The organism is Streptomyces sp. NPDC029014 (genome assembly GCF_055564695.1).
On sequence record NZ_JBVHVT010000131.1, the window covers coordinates 1 to 16,949 of the forward strand.

17 protein-coding genes are annotated in these 16,949 nt (G+C 72.5%); 4 read left to right on the forward strand and 13 right to left on the reverse strand.

What is annotated here, in order from left to right:
* On the reverse strand, nt 1–305 hold a 305-nt coding region (locus tag ACZ4VL_RS38225; protein WP_468209856.1), incomplete at its 3' end, for a TetR family transcriptional regulator.
* A 121-nt stretch (nt 306–426) separates the two neighbouring features.
* On the opposite strand from ACZ4VL_RS38225, the gene ACZ4VL_RS38230 reads away from it, so the two are divergent.
* Nucleotides 427–1,323 carry a class I SAM-dependent methyltransferase gene (locus ACZ4VL_RS38230; RefSeq protein WP_468209859.1) on the forward strand — a complete coding sequence of 299 codons (897 nt, stop codon included), beginning with the start codon at nt 427–429 and terminating at the stop codon, nt 1,321–1,323.
* Here ACZ4VL_RS38230 and ACZ4VL_RS38235 read toward each other — a convergent pair.
* The 5 genes from ACZ4VL_RS38235 to ACZ4VL_RS38255 all read right to left on the reverse strand — a co-directional run bounded on the left by ACZ4VL_RS38235 (nt 1,292) and on the right by ACZ4VL_RS38255 (nt 6,676).
* The gene (locus ACZ4VL_RS38235; protein ID WP_468209862.1) at nt 1,292–1,480 is read right to left on the reverse strand and encodes a hypothetical protein; all 189 of its coding nucleotides are present in this window, start codon (nt 1,478–1,480) and stop codon (nt 1,292–1,294) included. The genes ACZ4VL_RS38230 and ACZ4VL_RS38235 overlap by 32 nt on opposite strands.
* Nucleotides 1,481–1,512: 32 nt before the next feature.
* Nucleotides 1,513–1,728 (reverse strand): MbtH family protein, encoded by a 216-nt coding sequence (locus ACZ4VL_RS38240; protein ID WP_468209865.1) that lies wholly within the window; start codon nt 1,726–1,728, stop codon nt 1,513–1,515.
* A gap of 97 nt (nt 1,729–1,825) precedes the next feature.
* Nucleotides 1,826–4,072 carry an ABC transporter ATP-binding protein gene (locus tag ACZ4VL_RS38245; RefSeq protein ID WP_468209900.1) on the reverse strand — a complete coding sequence of 749 codons (2,247 nt, stop codon included), beginning with the start codon at nt 4,070–4,072 and terminating at the stop codon, nt 1,826–1,828.
* 235 nt (nt 4,073–4,307) lie between these two features.
* Nucleotides 4,308–4,685 carry a DUF5132 domain-containing protein gene (locus ACZ4VL_RS38250; RefSeq protein ID WP_468209867.1) on the reverse strand — a complete coding sequence of 126 codons (378 nt, stop codon included), beginning with the start codon at nt 4,683–4,685 and terminating at the stop codon, nt 4,308–4,310.
* Nucleotides 4,686–4,975: 290 nt separating this feature from the next.
* On the reverse strand, nt 4,976–6,676 hold the full coding sequence (locus tag ACZ4VL_RS38255) for a DUF885 domain-containing protein (RefSeq protein ID WP_468209870.1): 1,701 nt from the start codon (nt 6,674–6,676) through the stop codon (nt 4,976–4,978).
* Between the two features lie 213 nt (nt 6,677–6,889).
* Between ACZ4VL_RS38255 and ACZ4VL_RS38260 the strand changes: the two genes are divergently transcribed.
* Both ACZ4VL_RS38260 and ACZ4VL_RS38265 read left to right on the forward strand, forming a co-directional pair.
* Entirely contained in the window at nt 6,890–7,420 is a 531-nt protein-coding gene (locus ACZ4VL_RS38260) for an ABC transporter substrate-binding protein (RefSeq protein ID WP_468209873.1), read from the forward strand.
* On the forward strand, nt 7,420–8,730 hold the full coding sequence (locus ACZ4VL_RS38265; protein WP_468209876.1) for an NAD(P)/FAD-dependent oxidoreductase: 1,311 nt from the start codon (nt 7,420–7,422) through the stop codon (nt 8,728–8,730). Before ACZ4VL_RS38260 ends, ACZ4VL_RS38265 begins: the two co-directional genes overlap by 1 nt.
* Here the strand turns inward: ACZ4VL_RS38265 and ACZ4VL_RS38270 are convergent.
* From ACZ4VL_RS38270 to ACZ4VL_RS38285, 4 genes are all read right to left on the reverse strand, one after another.
* Nucleotides 8,720–9,802, reverse strand: coding sequence for an alpha/beta fold hydrolase (locus ACZ4VL_RS38270; protein ID WP_468209879.1), 1,083 nt, complete (start codon nt 9,800–9,802; stop codon nt 8,720–8,722). The genes ACZ4VL_RS38265 and ACZ4VL_RS38270 overlap by 11 nt on opposite strands.
* A 134-nt stretch (nt 9,803–9,936) precedes the next feature.
* Complete coding sequence (locus ACZ4VL_RS38275; protein ID WP_468209882.1) at nt 9,937–10,065, reverse strand: hypothetical protein; 129 nt, start codon at nt 10,063–10,065, stop codon at nt 9,937–9,939.
* A 37-nt stretch (nt 10,066–10,102) separates the two neighbouring features.
* Nucleotides 10,103–11,050 carry a pyridoxamine 5'-phosphate oxidase family protein gene (locus ACZ4VL_RS38280; protein WP_468209884.1) on the reverse strand — a complete coding sequence of 316 codons (948 nt, stop codon included), beginning with the start codon at nt 11,048–11,050 and terminating at the stop codon, nt 10,103–10,105.
* A 2-nt stretch (nt 11,051–11,052) separates the two neighbouring features.
* The gene (locus ACZ4VL_RS38285; RefSeq protein WP_468209887.1) at nt 11,053–11,733 is read right to left on the reverse strand and encodes a hemerythrin domain-containing protein; all 681 of its coding nucleotides are present in this window, start codon (nt 11,731–11,733) and stop codon (nt 11,053–11,055) included.
* Nucleotides 11,734–11,855: 122 nt separating this feature from the next.
* On the opposite strand from ACZ4VL_RS38285, the gene ACZ4VL_RS38290 reads away from it, so the two are divergent.
* A complete protein-coding gene (locus ACZ4VL_RS38290) occupies nt 11,856–12,338 on the forward strand; it encodes a DUF4231 domain-containing protein (RefSeq protein ID WP_468209889.1) in 483 nt (160 codons plus the stop codon).
* A gap of 91 nt (nt 12,339–12,429) precedes the next feature.
* On the opposite strand, the gene ACZ4VL_RS38295 is transcribed toward ACZ4VL_RS38290, so the two are convergent.
* The 3 genes from ACZ4VL_RS38295 to ACZ4VL_RS38305 form a co-directional block, all read right to left on the reverse strand.
* A complete protein-coding gene (locus ACZ4VL_RS38295) occupies nt 12,430–15,096 on the reverse strand; it encodes a type 1 periplasmic-binding domain-containing protein (protein ID WP_468209892.1) in 2,667 nt (888 codons plus the stop codon).
* 290 nt (nt 15,097–15,386) lie between these two features.
* Nucleotides 15,387–15,803 carry a hypothetical protein gene (locus ACZ4VL_RS38300; RefSeq protein ID WP_468209895.1) on the reverse strand — a complete coding sequence of 139 codons (417 nt, stop codon included), beginning with the start codon at nt 15,801–15,803 and terminating at the stop codon, nt 15,387–15,389.
* Nucleotides 15,804–15,916: 113 nt separating this feature from the next.
* Complete coding sequence (locus tag ACZ4VL_RS38305) at nt 15,917–16,531, reverse strand: hypothetical protein (protein WP_468209898.1); 615 nt, start codon at nt 16,529–16,531, stop codon at nt 15,917–15,919.
* Nucleotides 16,532–16,949 lie beyond the last annotated feature (418 nt).

The window sequence follows — 16,949 nt, forward strand, 5'->3', positions numbered from 1 at the left end:
AACCCCCCACCACCCCCCCCCCTCCCCCCCCCCCCCCCCCCCCCCCCCCCCCCCCCCCCCCCCCCCCCCCCCCCCCCCCCCCCCGCCGCCAGCGTGGCGGAGCGGCCGAAGCGGTCCAGCACCAGCTCCGCCACGAACTCGTCGAGCCCCGCGAAGTGGGTGTGCAGCACCCCCTTCGCGCAGTCCGCCTCGACCGTGATCGCCCGGCTGGTCAGGGCCGACGCCCCGTCCCGGGCGAGCACGCGTTCGGCGGCGTCGAAGAGCCGCTCGCGCAGATCGGGGATGGCCACTCCACGAGGTGACACCAAGTCCTCCGGAAAGAAAGGGGATTGCGGGTATGGGCGTACGCCCATACTGTTTGGGCGCATGCCCATTCTAGGGGCGGGTGCCCGGTCTCGTGCGCCCGTCCGCAAGGAGGTTCCGTCCGTGCACACCCTCGCGAACACCAGCCAGGCCCGGGCCTGGAACGGCTACGAGGGCGCCCACTGGGCCGCCCACCAGAACCGCTGGGACGCCGTCAACGCCGGCTTCGACCGGCCCCTGTTCGACGCCGCGGCCATCGCCCCCGGCGAGCGCGTCCTCGACATCGGTTGCGGTGCGGGATCCACGACCCGGCAGGCCGCCCGCGCAGCCGCCCCCGCCGGCGAGGCCGTCGGCCTCGACCTCTCGGGCCCCATGCTGGAACGAGCCCGGGCGAGCGCCGACGGCGAAGGCCTCGCCAACGTTCGCTTCGACCACGGCGACGCCCAGGTCCACCCCCTCGACCGCGGCGCCTTCGACCTCGCCATCAGCCGCTTCGGCATCATGTTCTTCGCCGATCCCGCAGCGGCGTTCGCGAACATCGCCACGGCCCTGCGCCCCGGTGGCCGGGTGGCCCTGCTCTGCGCCGCCGAGCCCGAAGGCAACGAGTGGCTGACCGCGCTGACCGCCCTCGCCGACCTCCTCCCGCTGCAAGGCTTCGGCAAGCCCGGCGCACCCGGCATGTTCTCCCTCTCCGCGCCCGACGCGGCCGCCGCACTGCTGAGCGCCGCAGGGCTGCGTGACGTCCGCGCCACGCACGTCACGGCGTACGGCACCTGGGGACGCGACGCGGCAGACGCGGCCGGGTTCCTGCTGGACTCCGGCCCCGGCCGACACCTCGTCGCACAAGCAGGCCCCGACCTCGGCGACCGCGCCAGGGCCCGCCTGACCGACCTGCTGCGCCCCCACGCGTCCGACGGCGTCCTGCGACTGCGCAGCACGGGCTGGCTGCTCACCGCGACGGCGCCGGCCCCGTCGGGTGCCCGGCGCCCTACCGGCGGGCGCGCGCCGCTGCAGGGTTGAGCTTGGAGCTGAGCGCCGTCAGGAAGGTCGGGAGTTTGTCCACCGCGGATTTGGGGATCGGGGTGACCTGGACCGTGTCCCGCACCACGTCGTGGACGACGAGCCTGTAGGAGCCGTCCTCCTCCACGATTTCGGCGGCGTAGAGCAGTCTTTCCACCAGAAGTCCTTCGGTTGTGGGTCGGAGGCGGGTCAGGCGTTGCCGAGCCGGGCGTCGGCGAGGCTCTTGGGCCGCATGTCGGTCCAGGACCGCTCGACGTGTTCCAGGCAGGCGGCGTGGGTGTCGGGGCCGTGGGCGACGGTCCAGCCGTCGGGGACGTCGGCGAACCGGGGCCACAGCGAGTGCTGGTTCTCGTCGTTGACGAGCACGAGGAAGGTGCCGTCCTGGTCCTCGAAGGGGTTGGTCACGGGTCAGTCCTCCTGGTTGTGGATGGGGGTGTCACCGGTGGCCCCGGCGAGGCGGGCGGCCACGACCGTGAACTGCCCCGAGGCGCAACAGCTGCGTTCAGGCGGCGAGTTCGCCGGCCTGGAGCTGCCAGAGCGACGCGTAGATTCCCTGCCGGGCGACGAGTTCGTCGTGGGTGCCCTGCTCGGCCACGACGCCGCCCTTGTCCATGACGTAGATCCGGTCGGCGTGGCGGACCGTGGAGAGCCGGTGGGCGATGATGACCATCGTCCGGCCGGCCGCGAAGACGCGGAGCGTGCGCTGGATGGCGGCCTCGGTCTCGTTGTCCACGGCGGAGGTGGCCTCGTCGAGGACCACGACGGGCGCGTTCTTGAGGATCGCCCGGGCCAGGGCGATGCGCTGCCGCTGGCCTCCCGAGAGGGCGGCGCCGCGTTCGCCGATCACCGTGTCGTAGCCGTCCGGCAGCATCGCGATGAAGGGGTGCGCCTCTGCCATCGTGGCCGCTTCGAGCACGGCCTCGTGCGAGGCGGCGAAGCTGCCGTAGCGGATGTTGTCGGCGATGGTGCCGTCGAAGAGGAAGGGGTCCTGGGCGACGAATCCGATCGCGTGGCGCAGGTCGTGCCGCGGCAGGTCGCGGACGTCCTGCCCGTCGAGCAGTACGCTGCCGCACTCCGCGTCCTGGAAGCGCATCAGCAGCTTGGCGATGGTCGTCTTGCCGGAGCCGGTGGCGCCGACGAGGGCGGTGACCTGCCCGGCGGGGATGGTCAGCGAGAGGTCCCGCAGTGCCGGCGGCCGGCCGGGGTAGGCGAAGGTGACGTCCTTGAGGACGATCTCGCCCTGCACGTTCGCGGCGTCGAGCGGTGCGCCGGTGCCGTCGGCCTCGACGGGAAGGGCGCGCAGCCGCTGGACCCGGTCGTAGGCGGCCAGGGTGCGCTGGTACTGGTCGACGATGCCGCCGAGCCGGTTCATCCGCAGCAGCAGCATCTGGGGCAGGCCGATCAGTGGGCTGAACACTTCGAACCGCAGGCTGCCGTCGAGTACTGACCGGCCGCCGATCAGCAGGGAGCCGGCCATGGAGCTGGTCGTGCAGACCCGGACGATCTCGGCGTGGCGGATCGTGCTCCGGTCGGTCCGGTTGCTGCTCTCCTGCGCCTGCGCACTCAGCTCGTCGATGCGCGCGGCCTCGTGCTCCTCGGTACAGAAGCTCTTGACGGTGGCCCCGGCCTCCAGCGTGTTCACCAGCTGGCTGTGCAGCCTGGCCCGGTCCTCGCCGGAGACGGCGTAGTCCGCCGCGACCCTCTCCTGGTAGTGGAACGACAGCCAGGCGATGACCGGGATGGGCAGGAACGCGATCCAGGCGATCTGGGGTGCCAGCAGCAGGAACAGCGGCACCAGGACGGCCAGGCTGGAACCCAGTTGCAGCAGGTCGTTGGCCGAGGTGGCGAAGAAGGTGCCCAGCTGGCGGACGTCGTCGGTGAGGGCGCCGGCGACCCGGGTGGTCCGCTCGCCCTCCAGGTGCCGCATTTCGAGGTGCTGCACGTGGGCGTAGGTCCGGTTGCGCCAGTCGTGCTCGATGTCCTGACCCAGCCGGCGCCACTGGAGGTTCGAGGAGTACGAGAGGCCCGCCACGGCGGCGCAGGCGACCGCCACCAGCCCCGCCAGGCCCCAGAGTTGGGCGGAGGCGCTGGTCAGGCCGAGGCTGACCAGCGGCGCGGCCTCGCCCTTGATGAGGACCAGCGCGGTCCAGCCGAGGAAGGTGCCGAGTGCCATCTCCGAGACCTGGCAGGCGACCGACAGCGCGGATGCGCCGTAGAGGCGTCGGCGGTGCGGCCCGACGATGTCGAGCAGCGGGTGTCGCTCGGCTCCGGCCCCGGACGGGTCCGCGGTCGCGTCGACCGTTCTGCACCAGGCCTTCCGGACGACCGCCGCGGTCGCCACCGCCACGCCGCCCAGCGCGACCACCTGCTTGCTGACCGCCGTCCCGCGGATCAGCGCGACGCCGGCCGCCACCCCGGCCCCGACGGCGAGCACGGGGCGCAGGACGCCGCCGTCGGCGCGCGGAGCCGCTTCGGTGGCGGGCCGCGCCGGTGCCGCGGCGGTCCGGGCCGCGCCCTCCAGGACCAGGGCGACGGCCCTGCGGACGAGCCTGCCGACCTCGGTGGCGGTCACACGCGCATCGTGGCGGACGAGCACCCCGCCGGTGACCGGGTTGGCCCGGGCGTCGGTGATCCCGGGGACACGTCGCAGGGCCGCGGCGAGGACTTCGGCCGTCCGGGGCCGCCCCAGAACCGGCTTGACGTCCCAGCGCTGGCGGCCCGGGACGACCGAGCGCGGGCGCACGTCCATATCCACGGAGCAATTCCCGGATGCGGCACTCGGCAGAAATGGCATGTGTACGATCACCTGTTTTGCGGAGGTCGCGAAAGCCGTCACGGGCACGACGGAACACTGCGACGGAGTGGAAAATGGAGGGAGGGAAATGGCCGATCGTCCTTGCGGTCGACCGGGGCCCGGGCGCATCTGTGTGATCTCGAACGGATAAATGCACCCGGGTGGCGGCCGGAGCCGCCGGGAAAAGCCGTCAGCGGGTCTTTTCGGCGCCCGTGCCGGCGCCGGCGTTCGGGCGGATCTTCGGGGTCCTCGCTTCGCCCCCGGGCCGGTCGTTGACCGAGCCGCTCTTCTCGCCGTCGGGGGCGGCCTTCTCGGTGGTGACGCGCTGACCGTCACCCGAACGGGGTGCGGTGGCACCGGCGGCGATCTGTTCCGCCGCCATGTCGGCGGCCACCTCCGCCGCAAGGTCGTGGATGTTCTCTCCGGCTTCATGGGCCGCCTTCCTCACCTCGAGGGCGAGGCCGACGGACGTCTTGACGAGACCGCGCACCAGCGGTTTGAGGAGACGCTTGGCCAGCGGCGCGACGACCAGGCCGACCAGGAAGGGCGGGACGAGGGGCGGCATCATGCTCCATCCTCTGTACGTAGACGTATTGACGGGGAACCCAGGCACTGTGAACACCGGAGCAGCGCACAGCCGGGTGGATGAAAGCGTTCCATCGTGGAATTCAAGATTGACCGACCGACCGGGTCCCTGGCCGACAGCACCCACCGCTGCTCTTGCGGCCACCGTAGTCGAACCGAGACCATCAGGGCCAAACGGCCTTCCCCGCTTTCACTCGTGAGGGTGTTCGCCCCTTCTTCATGAGACGTGAATGGCGGTGTGAGCCATTGGAGAGGGAATCTGTGGTCAGATTTTCAGACTCGACGGTGATTTCCGAGTTCGCGTGCCACCCGCCGCCGGAGGGCCGGAAACGGCAGCGCGCCGCCCCCCAGCACCGCCTCGTGGAAGGCCCGCACGTCGAACCCTGCGCCCAGCTCCGTCTCGGACGCGGCCCTCAGCCCGACGAACTCCAGGTAGCCCGCGCGGTAGGACAGCGCCTGCCCGGGCAGGTCCGTCGAGTAGCGCAGCAGGTCCGAGGTGATCTGGCCGTCCCCCTCGGTGGAGTTGGCCCGCATGAAGTCCTGCGCCTGCTCCAGGGTCAGCGTGCCGAGGTTGAGCCCCGTGTCGACGACGAGCCGCTGCGCCGTGAACCGCTCCTGCGCGAGGCGGCCGTACGCGTCCCACGGGTCCTCGTACAGGCCCATCTCCCAGCCGAGGCCGGCCCCGTACTCGGCCCAGCCCTCGTTGAACGCGCCGAACCCGGACACCTCGCGGCGCAGGTGCGGCAGCACGTGGTTCTCCGCCTGCCGGGCCAGGTGGAAGTGGTGTCCCGGCGCCAGCTCGTGGTAGATCAGCGAGGCCGAGCCGAGCAGGGACCTCCGGTCCGGGTCCGAGCCGTTGTAGCGGTAGCGCCCGACCGGACTGGCCGCGGTCGGCTGCTCGTAGTAGCCGAAGGTCATCCCGGCCTCCAGCGCCGGGTCCAGGCGGGCCAGCCCGTACGGAGCGGCCGGCAGGGTGGCGAACCACCTCGGCAGCACGGGCGCCAGTCGGTCGAGGTGGCCGCGGAACCGGGCCTCGACCTCCTCGGGCGTCCGGGCGTACAGCCGCGGTTCGGTCCGCAGACGGTCGTGGAACTCGGCCTCGGGGCCATGGAACCCGAGGGTGCCGCGGAGCTCCCGCATCCGCTCGGCGAGCTCGCGGCACTGGTCACGGCCGAGCTCGTGGAGCCGCTCGGGCGGTACGTCGTCCCCGGTGTGGCTGCGGACGAACTCCCGGTACGCCTCCTCACCGCCCTCGTACCGCGCCCAGCCGACGGCCTGCGGCGCCCCGCGCAGGTACGCCGGATCGTCGACGACGGCGAGCAGCCGGTCGAAGGCCGGCGCCACCTCGGTCTCCACCAGCCGCCGTACGCCCTCCCGGAGGCGTCCCCGCGCGACCTGCCCGAGGCTGCCGAGCCGGTCCCCGTCCACCTCCACCCGGCGCGCCACGGAGTCCCGCAGGCCCGCGACGGTGGCCCGGGCCCCGGCCAGGGCCGGGGCCGGCACACGGAAGCCGCGGGCGCTCTGCCCCACCACCTTGTCGCGGATCGAGTCGGCCACCCGGGCCACCTCGCGCAGCAGCGCGAAGTACCGGTCGGTGTCGTCCCGTCCGGCGAAACCGAAGGGGCGCAGGACCGCGTCGACGTACAGCGACAGCGGGAACAACCGGTAGGGGGTGGCGGCGGGGGTCAGCCAGTAGCAGCGGTGGACCCGCAGCTCCTCCTCGGCCAGTCCGGTGAGGAACGCGGCGGTGTCGGCGTCGGCACCGGACAGCTCCGCGGCGTCGAGCATCCGGACCTGCTCCAGCACGCCCTCGGCGAACCGCGCCCGCTCCTCGGCCTCGGCGGGCGACGCCCCCGGCAGTGTCTCGACCGGGAGTCCCCGGCGGACTCTCAGCAGCGGGTCGCGCTCCAGCAGGAACTCCCAGTAGCGGTCCGCCAGGTGACCGACCTCGCGGGCCGGCTCGTACGTCGTCATGCGGCCCCAGTGTGGCGTTGCCGGACCGTCCGGTCCGCGGTCCTCGGGGCAGCGACCGGGCAATCCCTCGAACGAGTGAGGCGGTCCCGGCCGCTCCGGCCCGCCCCGACGGCTCCCCGCCCAGGCGCCGGGCTCCTGCCGACCGTTCGAACACGTTCATCGTGCATCTGAGTTGCGTCACCCCCCGCCGCATCCCGGTGACACCATGCCGCCATGCCCCGTCGCACCCTGGTGTCCGCCCTCGACCGCCAAGGACTGGCCAACGTCGCCGTCGGGGGCAGCGGAAGGCCCGCCGGCGACTTCGGCGCCGAGGGCGCCGTCTGCCATGCCGACCTCGCCGCCGCCAACCTGCCCGCGCAGGACGCCGCCTCGGCGCTGCGCGCCGCCGGCTGGTCCCGCACCGCCGACGGCCCGCTGACCAAGGACGGCCGACCGCTCCGACTGCGCCTGATCACCAGCCCCGACCTCGGCCCCACGCTGCCGGCCGTCGCCGAGCTGATGGCCCGCTCCTGGACGGCGCCCGGCGCAGACGTCGAGCTGGTCACCGAAAGCCTGTCCGCCCTCGTGCACGCCATGTACCGGACCGGCGCGTTCGACGTCGCCATCGGCACCTCCCCGGGCTTCGACCTGCCGGTCGGCTTCATCCCGTTCTCCTCCGGACCCACCCCCGCCCAGGGCCTCAACTTCGCGCTGCCCGCCTCCGTGCCCCGCCTCTCCGGTTCGCCGTCCTCCCGGAGGTCCTGATGCCCCTCGACCCTCCCCACGCCCTGGTCGTCGGTGCCGGCGTGATCGGCGCCGCCGTCGCCCTCGAACTGGCCCGCACCGGGCGGCGGGTGGTCGTCGTGGACAAGGCCGGCGCCGCAGGGCACGGATCCACCAGCGCGTCCAGTGCGGTCATCCGGTTCAACTACTCCACGTTCGACGGCTGCGCCACCGCCTGGGAGGCCCGCCACCTCTGGGCGTCCTGGCCGGACCACCTGGGGCTCCCCGGCAGCCGCCCCCTCGCGGTCTTCCACCGCACCGGCGCCGTGCTGCTCGACTCTCCTTCCGCCGAACCCTCGGACACCATCGCCCTGTTCGACCGCGCCGGTGTCCCGTACGAGCGGTGGGACACCCCGACGCTGCGCAGCCGCCTCCCCGGAATCGACCCCGGACGGTACTGGCCGCCCAAGCCGGTGGACGACGAGGCCTTCTTCGCCGGCCCGACCGGCGAGCTGGGCGCACTGTTCACGCCGGACGCCGGGTTCGTCGACGATCCTCAGCTCGCCGCCCAGAACCTCGCGGACGCGGCGGGTGCGCTGGGCGCCCGGTTCCTGTTCCACCGGACCGTCGTCGCCGTCGACCGGCGGGCGGACCGCGTGGACGGCGTCCGCCTGGCCGACGGGACGCGGATCCTCGCGCCGGTCGTGGTCAATGCCGCCGGGCCGTGGTCGGGTGGCCTCAACCGGCTGGCGGGCGTCGGGGGCGACTTCACCATCGGCGTGCGCCCGCTGCGCGAGGAGGTCCACCAGGTGCCCGTCCCGAGCGACCGCGCCCAGGTGCCCGGGCCCTGCCCGGTGGTCGCCGATCCCGATCTCGGCACCTACCTGCGAGCGGCCTCCGGCGGCCGCCGCCTCGTCGGTGGCACCCAGCCGGCCTGCGACCCGCCGGAGTGGATCGAGGACCCGGACCAGGCGGACCCCCGCCCCACCGCTCGCCGCTTCCGGACCCAGGTGACCAGGGCGGCCCGCCGTTTCCCGGCTCTCGGCGTCCCCAACCGGCCCCTCGGCATCGCCGGCGTGTACGACGTCGCCGACGACTGGACGCCGATCTACGACCGCACCGACCTGGACGGCTATTACGTCGCCATGGGCACGAGCGGCAACCAGTTCAAGAACGCCCCGCTGGTCGGCCGCTACCTCGCGGCCCTGATCGACCGGGTCGAAGCCGGCCACGACCACGATGCGGATCCGGTCCGCTACCGCTGCGAGCACACCGGCAACGTCGTGGACCTCGGCGCCTTCTCCCGTCGGCGCCCGCTGCGGGGCGACTGCGGCCGCACCGTCATGGGCTGACCGCACGCAGGTCCCGCACCAGGTCCCCGACCACCCCGACCACGAACCCGGGTTGTTCCCGCGGGAAGTCGTGGCCGGTGCCGACCGGTGCGTGGACCAGCCGTGCCGCGGTCGACGCCGCCAGGTACCGGGTCCTGGCCCGCAGGTAGAAGCGCTCGATCCGCTCGGCCTCGGCCGCGTCCCGGGCGGCCGACAGCACCGACTCGCCGCCCGTGAGGTCCCGGGGTATGACGAGCACCAGCGGCAGGTCGCCGAGATCCCCGTCGTAGACCACCGTCTCCCAGCCCGCACCCGCCAGGCCGGACGGCGAGAGCTCGGCGAAGATCGACGCGGCAGCGCAGTCCCAGCCGGTCCGGCCGCCACCGCCCCGATGGGCTCCGAACAAGTGCCGCACCGCGGACACCAGGAACCTCCGGCGCATCCCGGCGACCATCGTGCTCGGCGGCCCGAACGCGATGACTTCCAGGGGCGTCGGGTCCAGCAGCACGAGCGCGGCCACCAGATCCGGCCGCCGCCGCGCCGCGTTCGCGACGAGCAGCCCGCCGAAGGAGTGGCCGACGAGCACGTACGGGGCACGCTCGCCCGCCCCCTCCAGCGCCGCCACCAGCTCCTCCGCCTCGGCCGCCGTCGTCCGGGGGAAGGACCCGGTGTCGCTCCGGCCCGAGCCGAAGCGGTCGACCAGCACCGAGCGGGTCCGGGCCGCCATCATCGTGTGCAACGGCCGGAACTCCTCACCGGGTGCATGTCCGCCCGGTATCCACACCACGGTCGGCCCGTCCCCGGCGGCCCCCTCGGCCAGCACGTGCATCCGGCGCCCTCCGACGTCGACCAGCTTCCCCGCCGCCGGCCGTGCCCCTGCCAGCCGGCCCACCAGCACCAGGTGACGCACGGCCCCGCACAGCAACACCACACCGACGGCGACGAAGGCGACGCCGAGCGTCACCGCCCAGGTCGCGCCGAGCGAGATCAGACCACCGCCCGCCGCCACCACCAGCAGGGCGACCGGCACTCCCAGCCAGTCACGACTCAGCAGCGCGAGCATGGAATTCGCGACCCGTCCGTCCCGGCGCATCGGTCCTCCGCGGCAGCATCCGAAGCCGACCCCCTGCACTTCTTCTTACCTCGGCCGCCCGTACCCGTACCGCCCGACCGGCCTCGAAACGCACCGCATCCGGCCGAGCGCCCCGGGTCACCGAGCGACCGGGGTCAGTGGTGGGGAGAGCGCATCACCTGCCGCACACGGGTCTCGTCCCCCGCTCCGGCCGCCGGCCCCGCGCCCGCGCGGCGCCGGAGGCCCGCCAGCACCGCGGCGAGCCGGGTCATCAGGCTGCGCATGCGAACCGTCCCCGGCCTGCCCGCCGGCCCGGGGCGGTCACGTCCGCTCCTGCTGCGGTGCGGGTGCCGCCAGAGCGCGGAACCGATCCCACTGCACCTTCGGCCGCCGCAGGCCGCGGCGCTCCAGGTACCGGTCGGTGGACCGCTTCGTGTGCCGCAGGACGCGCAGGGCATCGCGCGCGGCGCCCGATCCCGTCGGTTCCACCACGGTGGACGGCACCAGGGTCCAGCCCCGGTCGGTCCGGCGCAGTTCCCCGCGGACGAGGGCGTTGTACATGTGGTCGAGCCGGTCGTCGTGCCCGTGGACCAGGAGCGAAGCCGGCCCCGGGGCGGCGGCGCAGTCGGACGGCACCTCCACCAGGTAGCCGTCAGGGGTCGGCGCCGGCCGGGTCCGGGCGAGCACGGGCGCCCCGGACGCGTCCCGGGCGGCCAGGACGGCCGTGGGGAACCGGGCGAGCTGCGCGGCCCCGGGCAGCGCGCCCGTCCCGGTCGGGGGCGTTCCCGCTGCCCCCGGGCCGGGCAGCAGTGCCGCGCGTGGCGGGCGTACGATCACCTGCTCGGGCGTGACCGTGATGAGGAGCCGCAGGTAGTACCAGTGCATCAACGGGCGCAGGGGAAAGGAGAGGTACGCCCGGCTGTGCGGCTGTCGCTCGAACAGCATCCGCCAGTACTCCTCGGCCCCCTGCGGACCCGTCATGATCCGGTCGGGGCATTCCGCCCGTCCACCCACGAAGATCTGCGGGGCGGGGTCGAGGCCGCTGCCCGTGGGGTCGGAGAAGAGCAGGCCGACCCGGCCGTCCCGGCGGACGTTCAGCGCCTTCTGTGCGAACGCGAGGGAGGTGGTGACCAGCAGGGTCCCGTCCTCGCGCCGCGCCACTGCCGTCGGCCAGGCCAGTGGCGTCCCGTCCCGGCCGAGGGTGGCGAACTCGCAGGTCCGGTAGGCGTCCAGGACGTCGAGGGGGGCGGAGTCCAGAACCGTCGTCATCGTCAGTGCCCCTCCCCACCGTCGAGCGGGGCCCGCAGCGCGCGGCAGGAGGCGGCGTACCGGCGGCGCCCGAACGCCTTCCACAGCAGACGGCCGATGAGCGGGGCCTTGCCGAGGAAGTACGCCTGCTCCTGCGGGGTCGCCTCTTCGAGGAGCGACCCGAGCGCGAGCATGAGCTTGTCCTTCGGGACGGTTTCCAGGCCGCGGCGTCCGACCGCGTTCCACTCCGCGACCGACAGGTGCGCGGCGACCAGCGGCAGGACCAGACGCTCCTCGTCGTCGAGGTGCTCCAGGAGCGCCGCGCGGTGTTCCTCCAGCGCCAGTGCGAGCTCCGTGCCGGCCGCTCGGTCGGCGGTCTGCTGCCACACCGGCGCGCGGTCGCTGACCGCCGCCAGGCTCCGGTCGATCCGCTCGTGCTGCTCCTCCATCCGCGCGACGAGCAACGCGTCCGCGGCCCGCTCGCGCAGCAGTGGCCAGATCATCTCGTCCTCGACGGCGTGGTGGTGGTGCAGCCCCGTCACGTACTCGGCCAGGTGCGCGCCGACCTCGGCGGCGCGGGCCGACGCGCCGGCCGGCACGGCTCGCACCAGCCGCGGCAGCAAGGCCGACTCCCGGCGGAAGACACGGTGGACCACGACCATGTCGTGGGTGTAGGGACGTTCGGCAGTACCGCTGGCGGACACGCTTGCTTGCTCCAGGAATCGAAGGCGGGGCAACAGATGTGACGAAGGTGCCCGTTGCCTCTTGGTGTTGACTTGCAGTTGGCTTGGCGGTCCGGCGCGGCGACAGGGAAAACGGGGGCGGAGTGCAGCAGGAGAACGGACTGGGTGTCGGGCTGAGCCCGAGGGAGGCAGCGGCCCTCCTGTTGGACAAGATCCGTCAGGGCAGCGTCTACGCCCGCGGCAAGAAGAAGCGCTTCGGCCGAAGCGCCTCCGTCACCAAGGTGGCGACGCTCGTCCTGTCCGCAGCGTCCACCGTCATCCTGGGCCTGCAGGACCTCAACGCGTGGGCGGGTCTGGCCCTGGCGTGCGTGGCGCTGGTGACCTTGCTGGGAGCGGTCGAACCGTTCTTCAACTGGCGCTCGCGGTGGGTGCTGATGGAGGAGGCGCAGCACCGGTTCCGGCGGCTCGCCGATGACCTCGAGTACCTCGTGGCGTCGACGCCCGCCGACGAGCTCACGTTCGACCAGCTCGGCGAGGTCTTCGGCCGGTACCAGACGATCTGGGACGACCTGAGCCGCACCTGGCTGGAGCACCGCCGGGAACCCGCACCGTCGACCCCCACGTAGTGCGGTGACCGGAGGGATTCACCCCCCTGCGACGCCCGGCACCTCCAGGGCCCCGCCGCCCGAGCGGCGGGGCCCGCTGTGGAGACGGCCGCTACGGACAGGCCCGGGTCCGGCCGGCCGGACCCCACGTCCTGCCCAGGTCCGAGTTCACCGGCTGGTCGGGCAGGTTGCCGCAGGCGACCAGGGTGGTCACGCTCTTGTCGAGGTGGGGCTGGAGGATGTAGACGGCGCCGTTCGGCGGGAACCTGTTGCGGCTGTTCAGGGTCAGCAGGCCGGTGGCGCCGGAGAGGTTCTCGATGCCGGGGTTCGAAAGCCGTGCGTACACGTCCGTCGCCTGGAACGGGGCGCTGCTGTTCGTCCCCGTCCTGTACTGCACGTAGACCGCGTTGATCGCCGCCGACGCCACTTGCAGCGCGTCGTAGGAGCCGGCCGCGTTGCCCTCGGGCAGTGAACCGTCCGTGAACACGCTCCGGAAGTGGGCGGTGAATTCCGAGTACGGAGTGTTCGGCGTCTCCTTGCCGTTCGAGTTGTTGTACATCATGTAGTACGGCTGGAGCAGGGAGTGCCGCCGCAGCATGTCCTCCGGGTCCTGGAGGTACTTGGCCGCGGTGCTCTCGGAGAGGACGGCGATCTTCCTCCCGTCCTTCCTCCGGCACTCCGAGGCCGCCTGCAGGGCGTCGAAGAGGGCCGGCATCTCCCCCGAGCGGCCGGCGTAGAGGATGAACCCGTCCGACTTCCCGACCTCGGTGCAGATGTCCCGTGCCACGTCCGAGACGATCTGCCCGGTGCGGTTCTCGTAGTAGGGGACCGTGACCACCTTTCCGCCCTTGTAGTGCTTGGTGAACTTCTCCTGGAGGTCCGAGCTGAAGAACTCGTCGTCCGGGTCGTACACCACGACGGCCGTCCTGGCTCCCTCCTTGGCCGTCGTCAGCTCGCCGACCTCCTCGGAGTACGCGGAGAACTCGGCCATCACGTGGGCGATGCGGTCGTTGGAGGGCGACACCTGGAAGTAGTAGGACGAAGCGCGTTCGTCCACCATCTTGCTGCCCGACACGGAATTGCCGATCACGGGGATGCTGGCCGCGGAGATCTCCGCGACCGCGGCGAACGAGGCCGGTCGGCTCTGGGTGATGCCGATGACCGCGGCGATCTTGTCCCGATCCTTGCGTTCGATGATCTCCGCCGCGACGTCGGGCCCGTGGGAATTGCGCGAGCCGTACGCGAAGTACTTGCCGGAGTTGGCGAGCAGCAGGCGGATCTGGACGACGGCTCCCTCACGGGAGTTGATCTGGTGCTGGGCCGCAAGGGCGCCGCGCAGCGACTGCAGGCTGACCGGCGTGGAGTCGCCGGGTTCCGCCGTCAGGGGGGCGAAGAACACCACGGTCCGGTACGGGCGCCCGCTGTGGGTCGCGGCGTCGTTCTGCCGCTTCGCGACCGCTTCGAGTGCGAGCAGTTCGTCGTCGCGGCCCGGCCTGCCGAGGTGGCATCCGCTGCCGTACGTCACGCCGACGATCTCGCCCGTACTCACCTCGTGGCAGGACGGCGGCAGTCCGAACTCGACCCGCCAGTAGTAGATCCCGGTGGCCACCAGGGCGAGCGCGAGGGCGGGGGTCGCCACGGCCCGCACATAGGCCCCCTTGCCGCTCGGCGGTGCGTCGACCCTGGGCTTGGTCTGCAGCCAGCTCCTGGCCGGGCCGTCGTCGTCGCGCGGGGAGAGCGGTACGAGGTAGACCGCCGACGCGGAGGGCCGCGCGTAGAGGGCGCGTACCTGCCTGGCCATCGCGTCCGCGTCATCGGCGTCGGCGGCGACCGGCTGCGCGTACGAGAGCGGCTCGTCGGGTGCGGCCCCCAGGACCATGAGGGGGGCGGTGGGCTCGTCGCGGGCGATCTGCTCGTACGTGTCGAGGAGTTGGCGGATCGTCGTGCCCTCGGCGCCGATGTCCGGCAGGAGCAGGACGAAGGACCAGCGGCGCCGGGCACGGTAGACCCAGAAGCGGGACGGTCTCACCGCCTTGGCGAGGTCGTTGATCAGGGCGGTGAGCAGCAGGCGCTGGACGACGTCGGGTTTGTCGTGGGACTCGCCGGATACGGTGATCTCCAGCGCCATCCGCAGGAAGTTCGCGCCTTCGGGGCGGTGGCTACCGACCCAGCGCAGGGTGCGGTGCCTCTTCAGCCACAGACCGTAGATCGAGCGGGGCAGCCGCAGGCCGAAGAACCTCACGATGCTCGCCCATGCGGTGGCGATGGCCGTGACCGCGTCGTCGCCGGCCAGTCCGGCCAGCACCTCCAGACCGCCCCGCCGCTGGAGGAGTGCCTCGTAGAGGTGGTCGCGCAGCTGCCGCACTCCGGCATCGGGCGTGACGGTGTTGACGTTCGCGTTCAGCACGGCGCGGCAGGTGTTGAAACGCGACAGCCGGATCTTCCCGGCGCCGGGCGGTAGCTTGGCGAGCTCTTTGGTGAGTTCGTCCAGCACGTGGACGTGCGGCGGGGCCACCTCGCGGGCCGGCTCGCCGGGAACCGCGTCCCGCGGTCCCAGACAGTCATCGGTCAGCAGGGCGTGCGGCACCCGCCTGACCTTCTCGCTGCCCTCCTTCGTGTAGAGGCGCTTCTCGTACTCCACCACGATGTCGCGTGCCGTCGGCTCCCCGGCGGCGTCCCGTTTCAGCAGCATCGCCGGTAACCGGCGGTTCCCGCCCCGGTTCACCGCCAGGGTGTCGAAGCACTCGATGAGGTAGTGGATCTTCTGTGGAAGCGGCACGTGCTCGCTGCTCCTCTGCGCGTCACGGCGGCGGGCGGCGACGTCCGCCGGCCGGGGAAGCACCGTCGAGAGGCTGCTTTCAGGCCATGCGGAACCATGCCCCCGACGGTCGTGGAACCGACCGCCTGCCCCCCGACGGCAGTGAGGTGCGCCACGCTAGCGGTGCGGGCGGTGTTCCCGCCGGGTATTGGGAAGGTTGCCCCGACCGGCGGCCCTCGCGCCGCCCCGTCCCCGCAGCAGACGACTTCGCGCCACGTCACGAGCGCGGCGGCTCCGCAGCGACGGGCGCCTCAGACGGAGGTCAGGAGTTCCTCGTGCGCGCCGTCGAGGACGAACCCGTTGTCGAAGCGGACGCGGAGCGTCGCACGACGCTGTTGTTCCTGGTGGGCGGTCCAGGCAGGTTCCAGGGAGCCGACCTGCTCCTCCAGCTGCCCCCTCGACCCCGGCGGCATCTGGTGGCCGAAGTCATCGAGGAGCGACTTGAGGCGTACGTACTCGCGCACCTCCTGGCTCTGCGGCCGGTCCCGGTGCTCGTGCACCCGCTCGACGGTGCCCTCGATGCCGGCGGCCAGGTACAGGGACAGGGATCCGGAGACGGCGTCCGCGTCCGTGTCCGTGTCCGCAGGGGAGCCCCCGGCCGGGGTGACCGCACCGGCCAGTTCGAGGTCCGCCGCCAGCTTCACCCGGTGGCCCGCCTTCAGCGCCATGGATCCTTCGTCTTTCCGGTCGTTCGGTCGTTCTGTCGTTCTGTCGGTCGTTTCGGGCTGCCGCCGCGCACGCACGGGGCAGCCCGGGTGGTGCCATTATCCGGTCGCGGCAGCTACGAGGTGTATTCCTCCTGGCCGAGGGTTTCGATGAAGCCCCTGTGGTCGACGTTGTAGTGGAACACCAGGCCTTTGTCCGGATGGGCGATCAGCCACTCGCTGAGCTCGTGGAGGGTGATCGGCTTGCTCACGGAGCTGGCGACGATCGGGCTGAGGGCGGTGATCTTGGCGTCTTCGTTGACGGAGATGAAGGTTTCCTCGCCGACCGTCACGAAGGGGGTCGCTCCGCCCGGGACGGGGCAGCCCCAGTTGCCGTGCCTGACGATCAGGCTGTGTTCGCCCCCTTCGGGGGTGTAGCGGTAGACGGCGATCTCGTCCGGCGAGATCGGCATCTTGTGATCGCAGCTGGGCGCCGGCGCCGGCGGCTTCGGCTTGCCGGGCGCGGTGGCGGACCCGGTGGGCTTGGGCGTGGCCTTCGCGGACGCGGAGGGCAGCCCGCCGCCGGGCGTGACGGAGGGAGCGGGCGCGGTGGCGGTGGGAGTGGTTCCGGACGTCGTGCCGGGAGCCGGGCCGGCGGCCCCTTCGTCGGTGTCCCCGTTGCAGCCCGCCAGGGTCAGGGTCCCGGACAGGGCCAGCGCAGCCAGCGCGAGCCCCCTCGACCGTCTCCGCATTGCCGTCTCCTTCTGCCAAGGCGCCACCGGGTGGCTGCCGTCGAAGCGTGGCGCCACCGTAGGTCTCGGTATCGGCCAGGGCGATGGCCGGATTCCGTTCGGCGCAGAGCCGAGATCGCACTGTTGCGGACCGCGGACGTCCGTGACCGGACGGGGCTGTGCAAACAGGTACGAGCCGTAACGATCGGTGAGATTCGGGTGCTCTCGGGGTGACCCGCCCCATAGGGCCCATGTCACATACGAACCGGGCTAGTAGGTTCGAAGCCCCCGTGCCGCGGTGCGGCAAGGCCCCGGGCAGGGTGCGCAGGGGCCGCCCGTGCGCTTCTGCGAGGGTGCGTAGTAAGAGGGGGCGTTGTCAGGGGGTGGGGGCGTCGGTAGAACTGGATGCGTCGCAGGGCGGTCCGGGTAGTCACCGGCC

What these genes read in the sequence shown, in the direction of transcription:
- ACZ4VL_RS38245 (WP_468209900.1), bottom strand. Translation starts at nt 4,072, where the DNA reads ATGGACGTGCGCCCGCGCTCGGTCGTCCCGGGCCGCCAGCGCTGGGAC.
- ACZ4VL_RS38250 (WP_468209867.1), bottom strand. Translation starts at nt 4,685, where the DNA reads ATGATGCCGCCCCTCGTCCCGCCCTTCCTGGTCGGCCTGGTCGTCGCG.
- ACZ4VL_RS38255 (WP_468209870.1), bottom strand. Translation starts at nt 6,676, where the DNA reads ATGACGACGTACGAGCCGGCCCGCGAGGTCGGTCACCTGGCGGACCGC.
- ACZ4VL_RS38260 (WP_468209873.1), top strand. Translation starts at nt 6,890, where the DNA reads ATGCCCCGTCGCACCCTGGTGTCCGCCCTCGACCGCCAAGGACTGGCC.
- ACZ4VL_RS38265 (WP_468209876.1), top strand. Translation starts at nt 7,420, where the DNA reads ATGCCCCTCGACCCTCCCCACGCCCTGGTCGTCGGTGCCGGCGTGATC.
- ACZ4VL_RS38270 (WP_468209879.1), bottom strand. Translation starts at nt 9,802, where the DNA reads ATGCGCCGGGACGGACGGGTCGCGAATTCCATGCTCGCGCTGCTGAGT.
- ACZ4VL_RS38275 (WP_468209882.1), bottom strand. Translation starts at nt 10,065, where the DNA reads ATGCGCAGCCTGATGACCCGGCTCGCCGCGGTGCTGGCGGGCCTCCGG.
- ACZ4VL_RS38280 (WP_468209884.1), bottom strand. Translation starts at nt 11,050, where the DNA reads ATGACGACGGTTCTGGACTCCGCCCCCCTCGACGTCCTGGACGCCTAC.
- ACZ4VL_RS38300 (WP_468209895.1), bottom strand. Translation starts at nt 15,803, where the DNA reads ATGGCGCTGAAGGCGGGCCACCGGGTGAAGCTGGCGGCGGACCTCGAA.
- ACZ4VL_RS38305 (WP_468209898.1), bottom strand. Translation starts at nt 16,531, where the DNA reads ATGCGGAGACGGTCGAGGGGGCTCGCGCTGGCTGCGCTGGCCCTGTCC.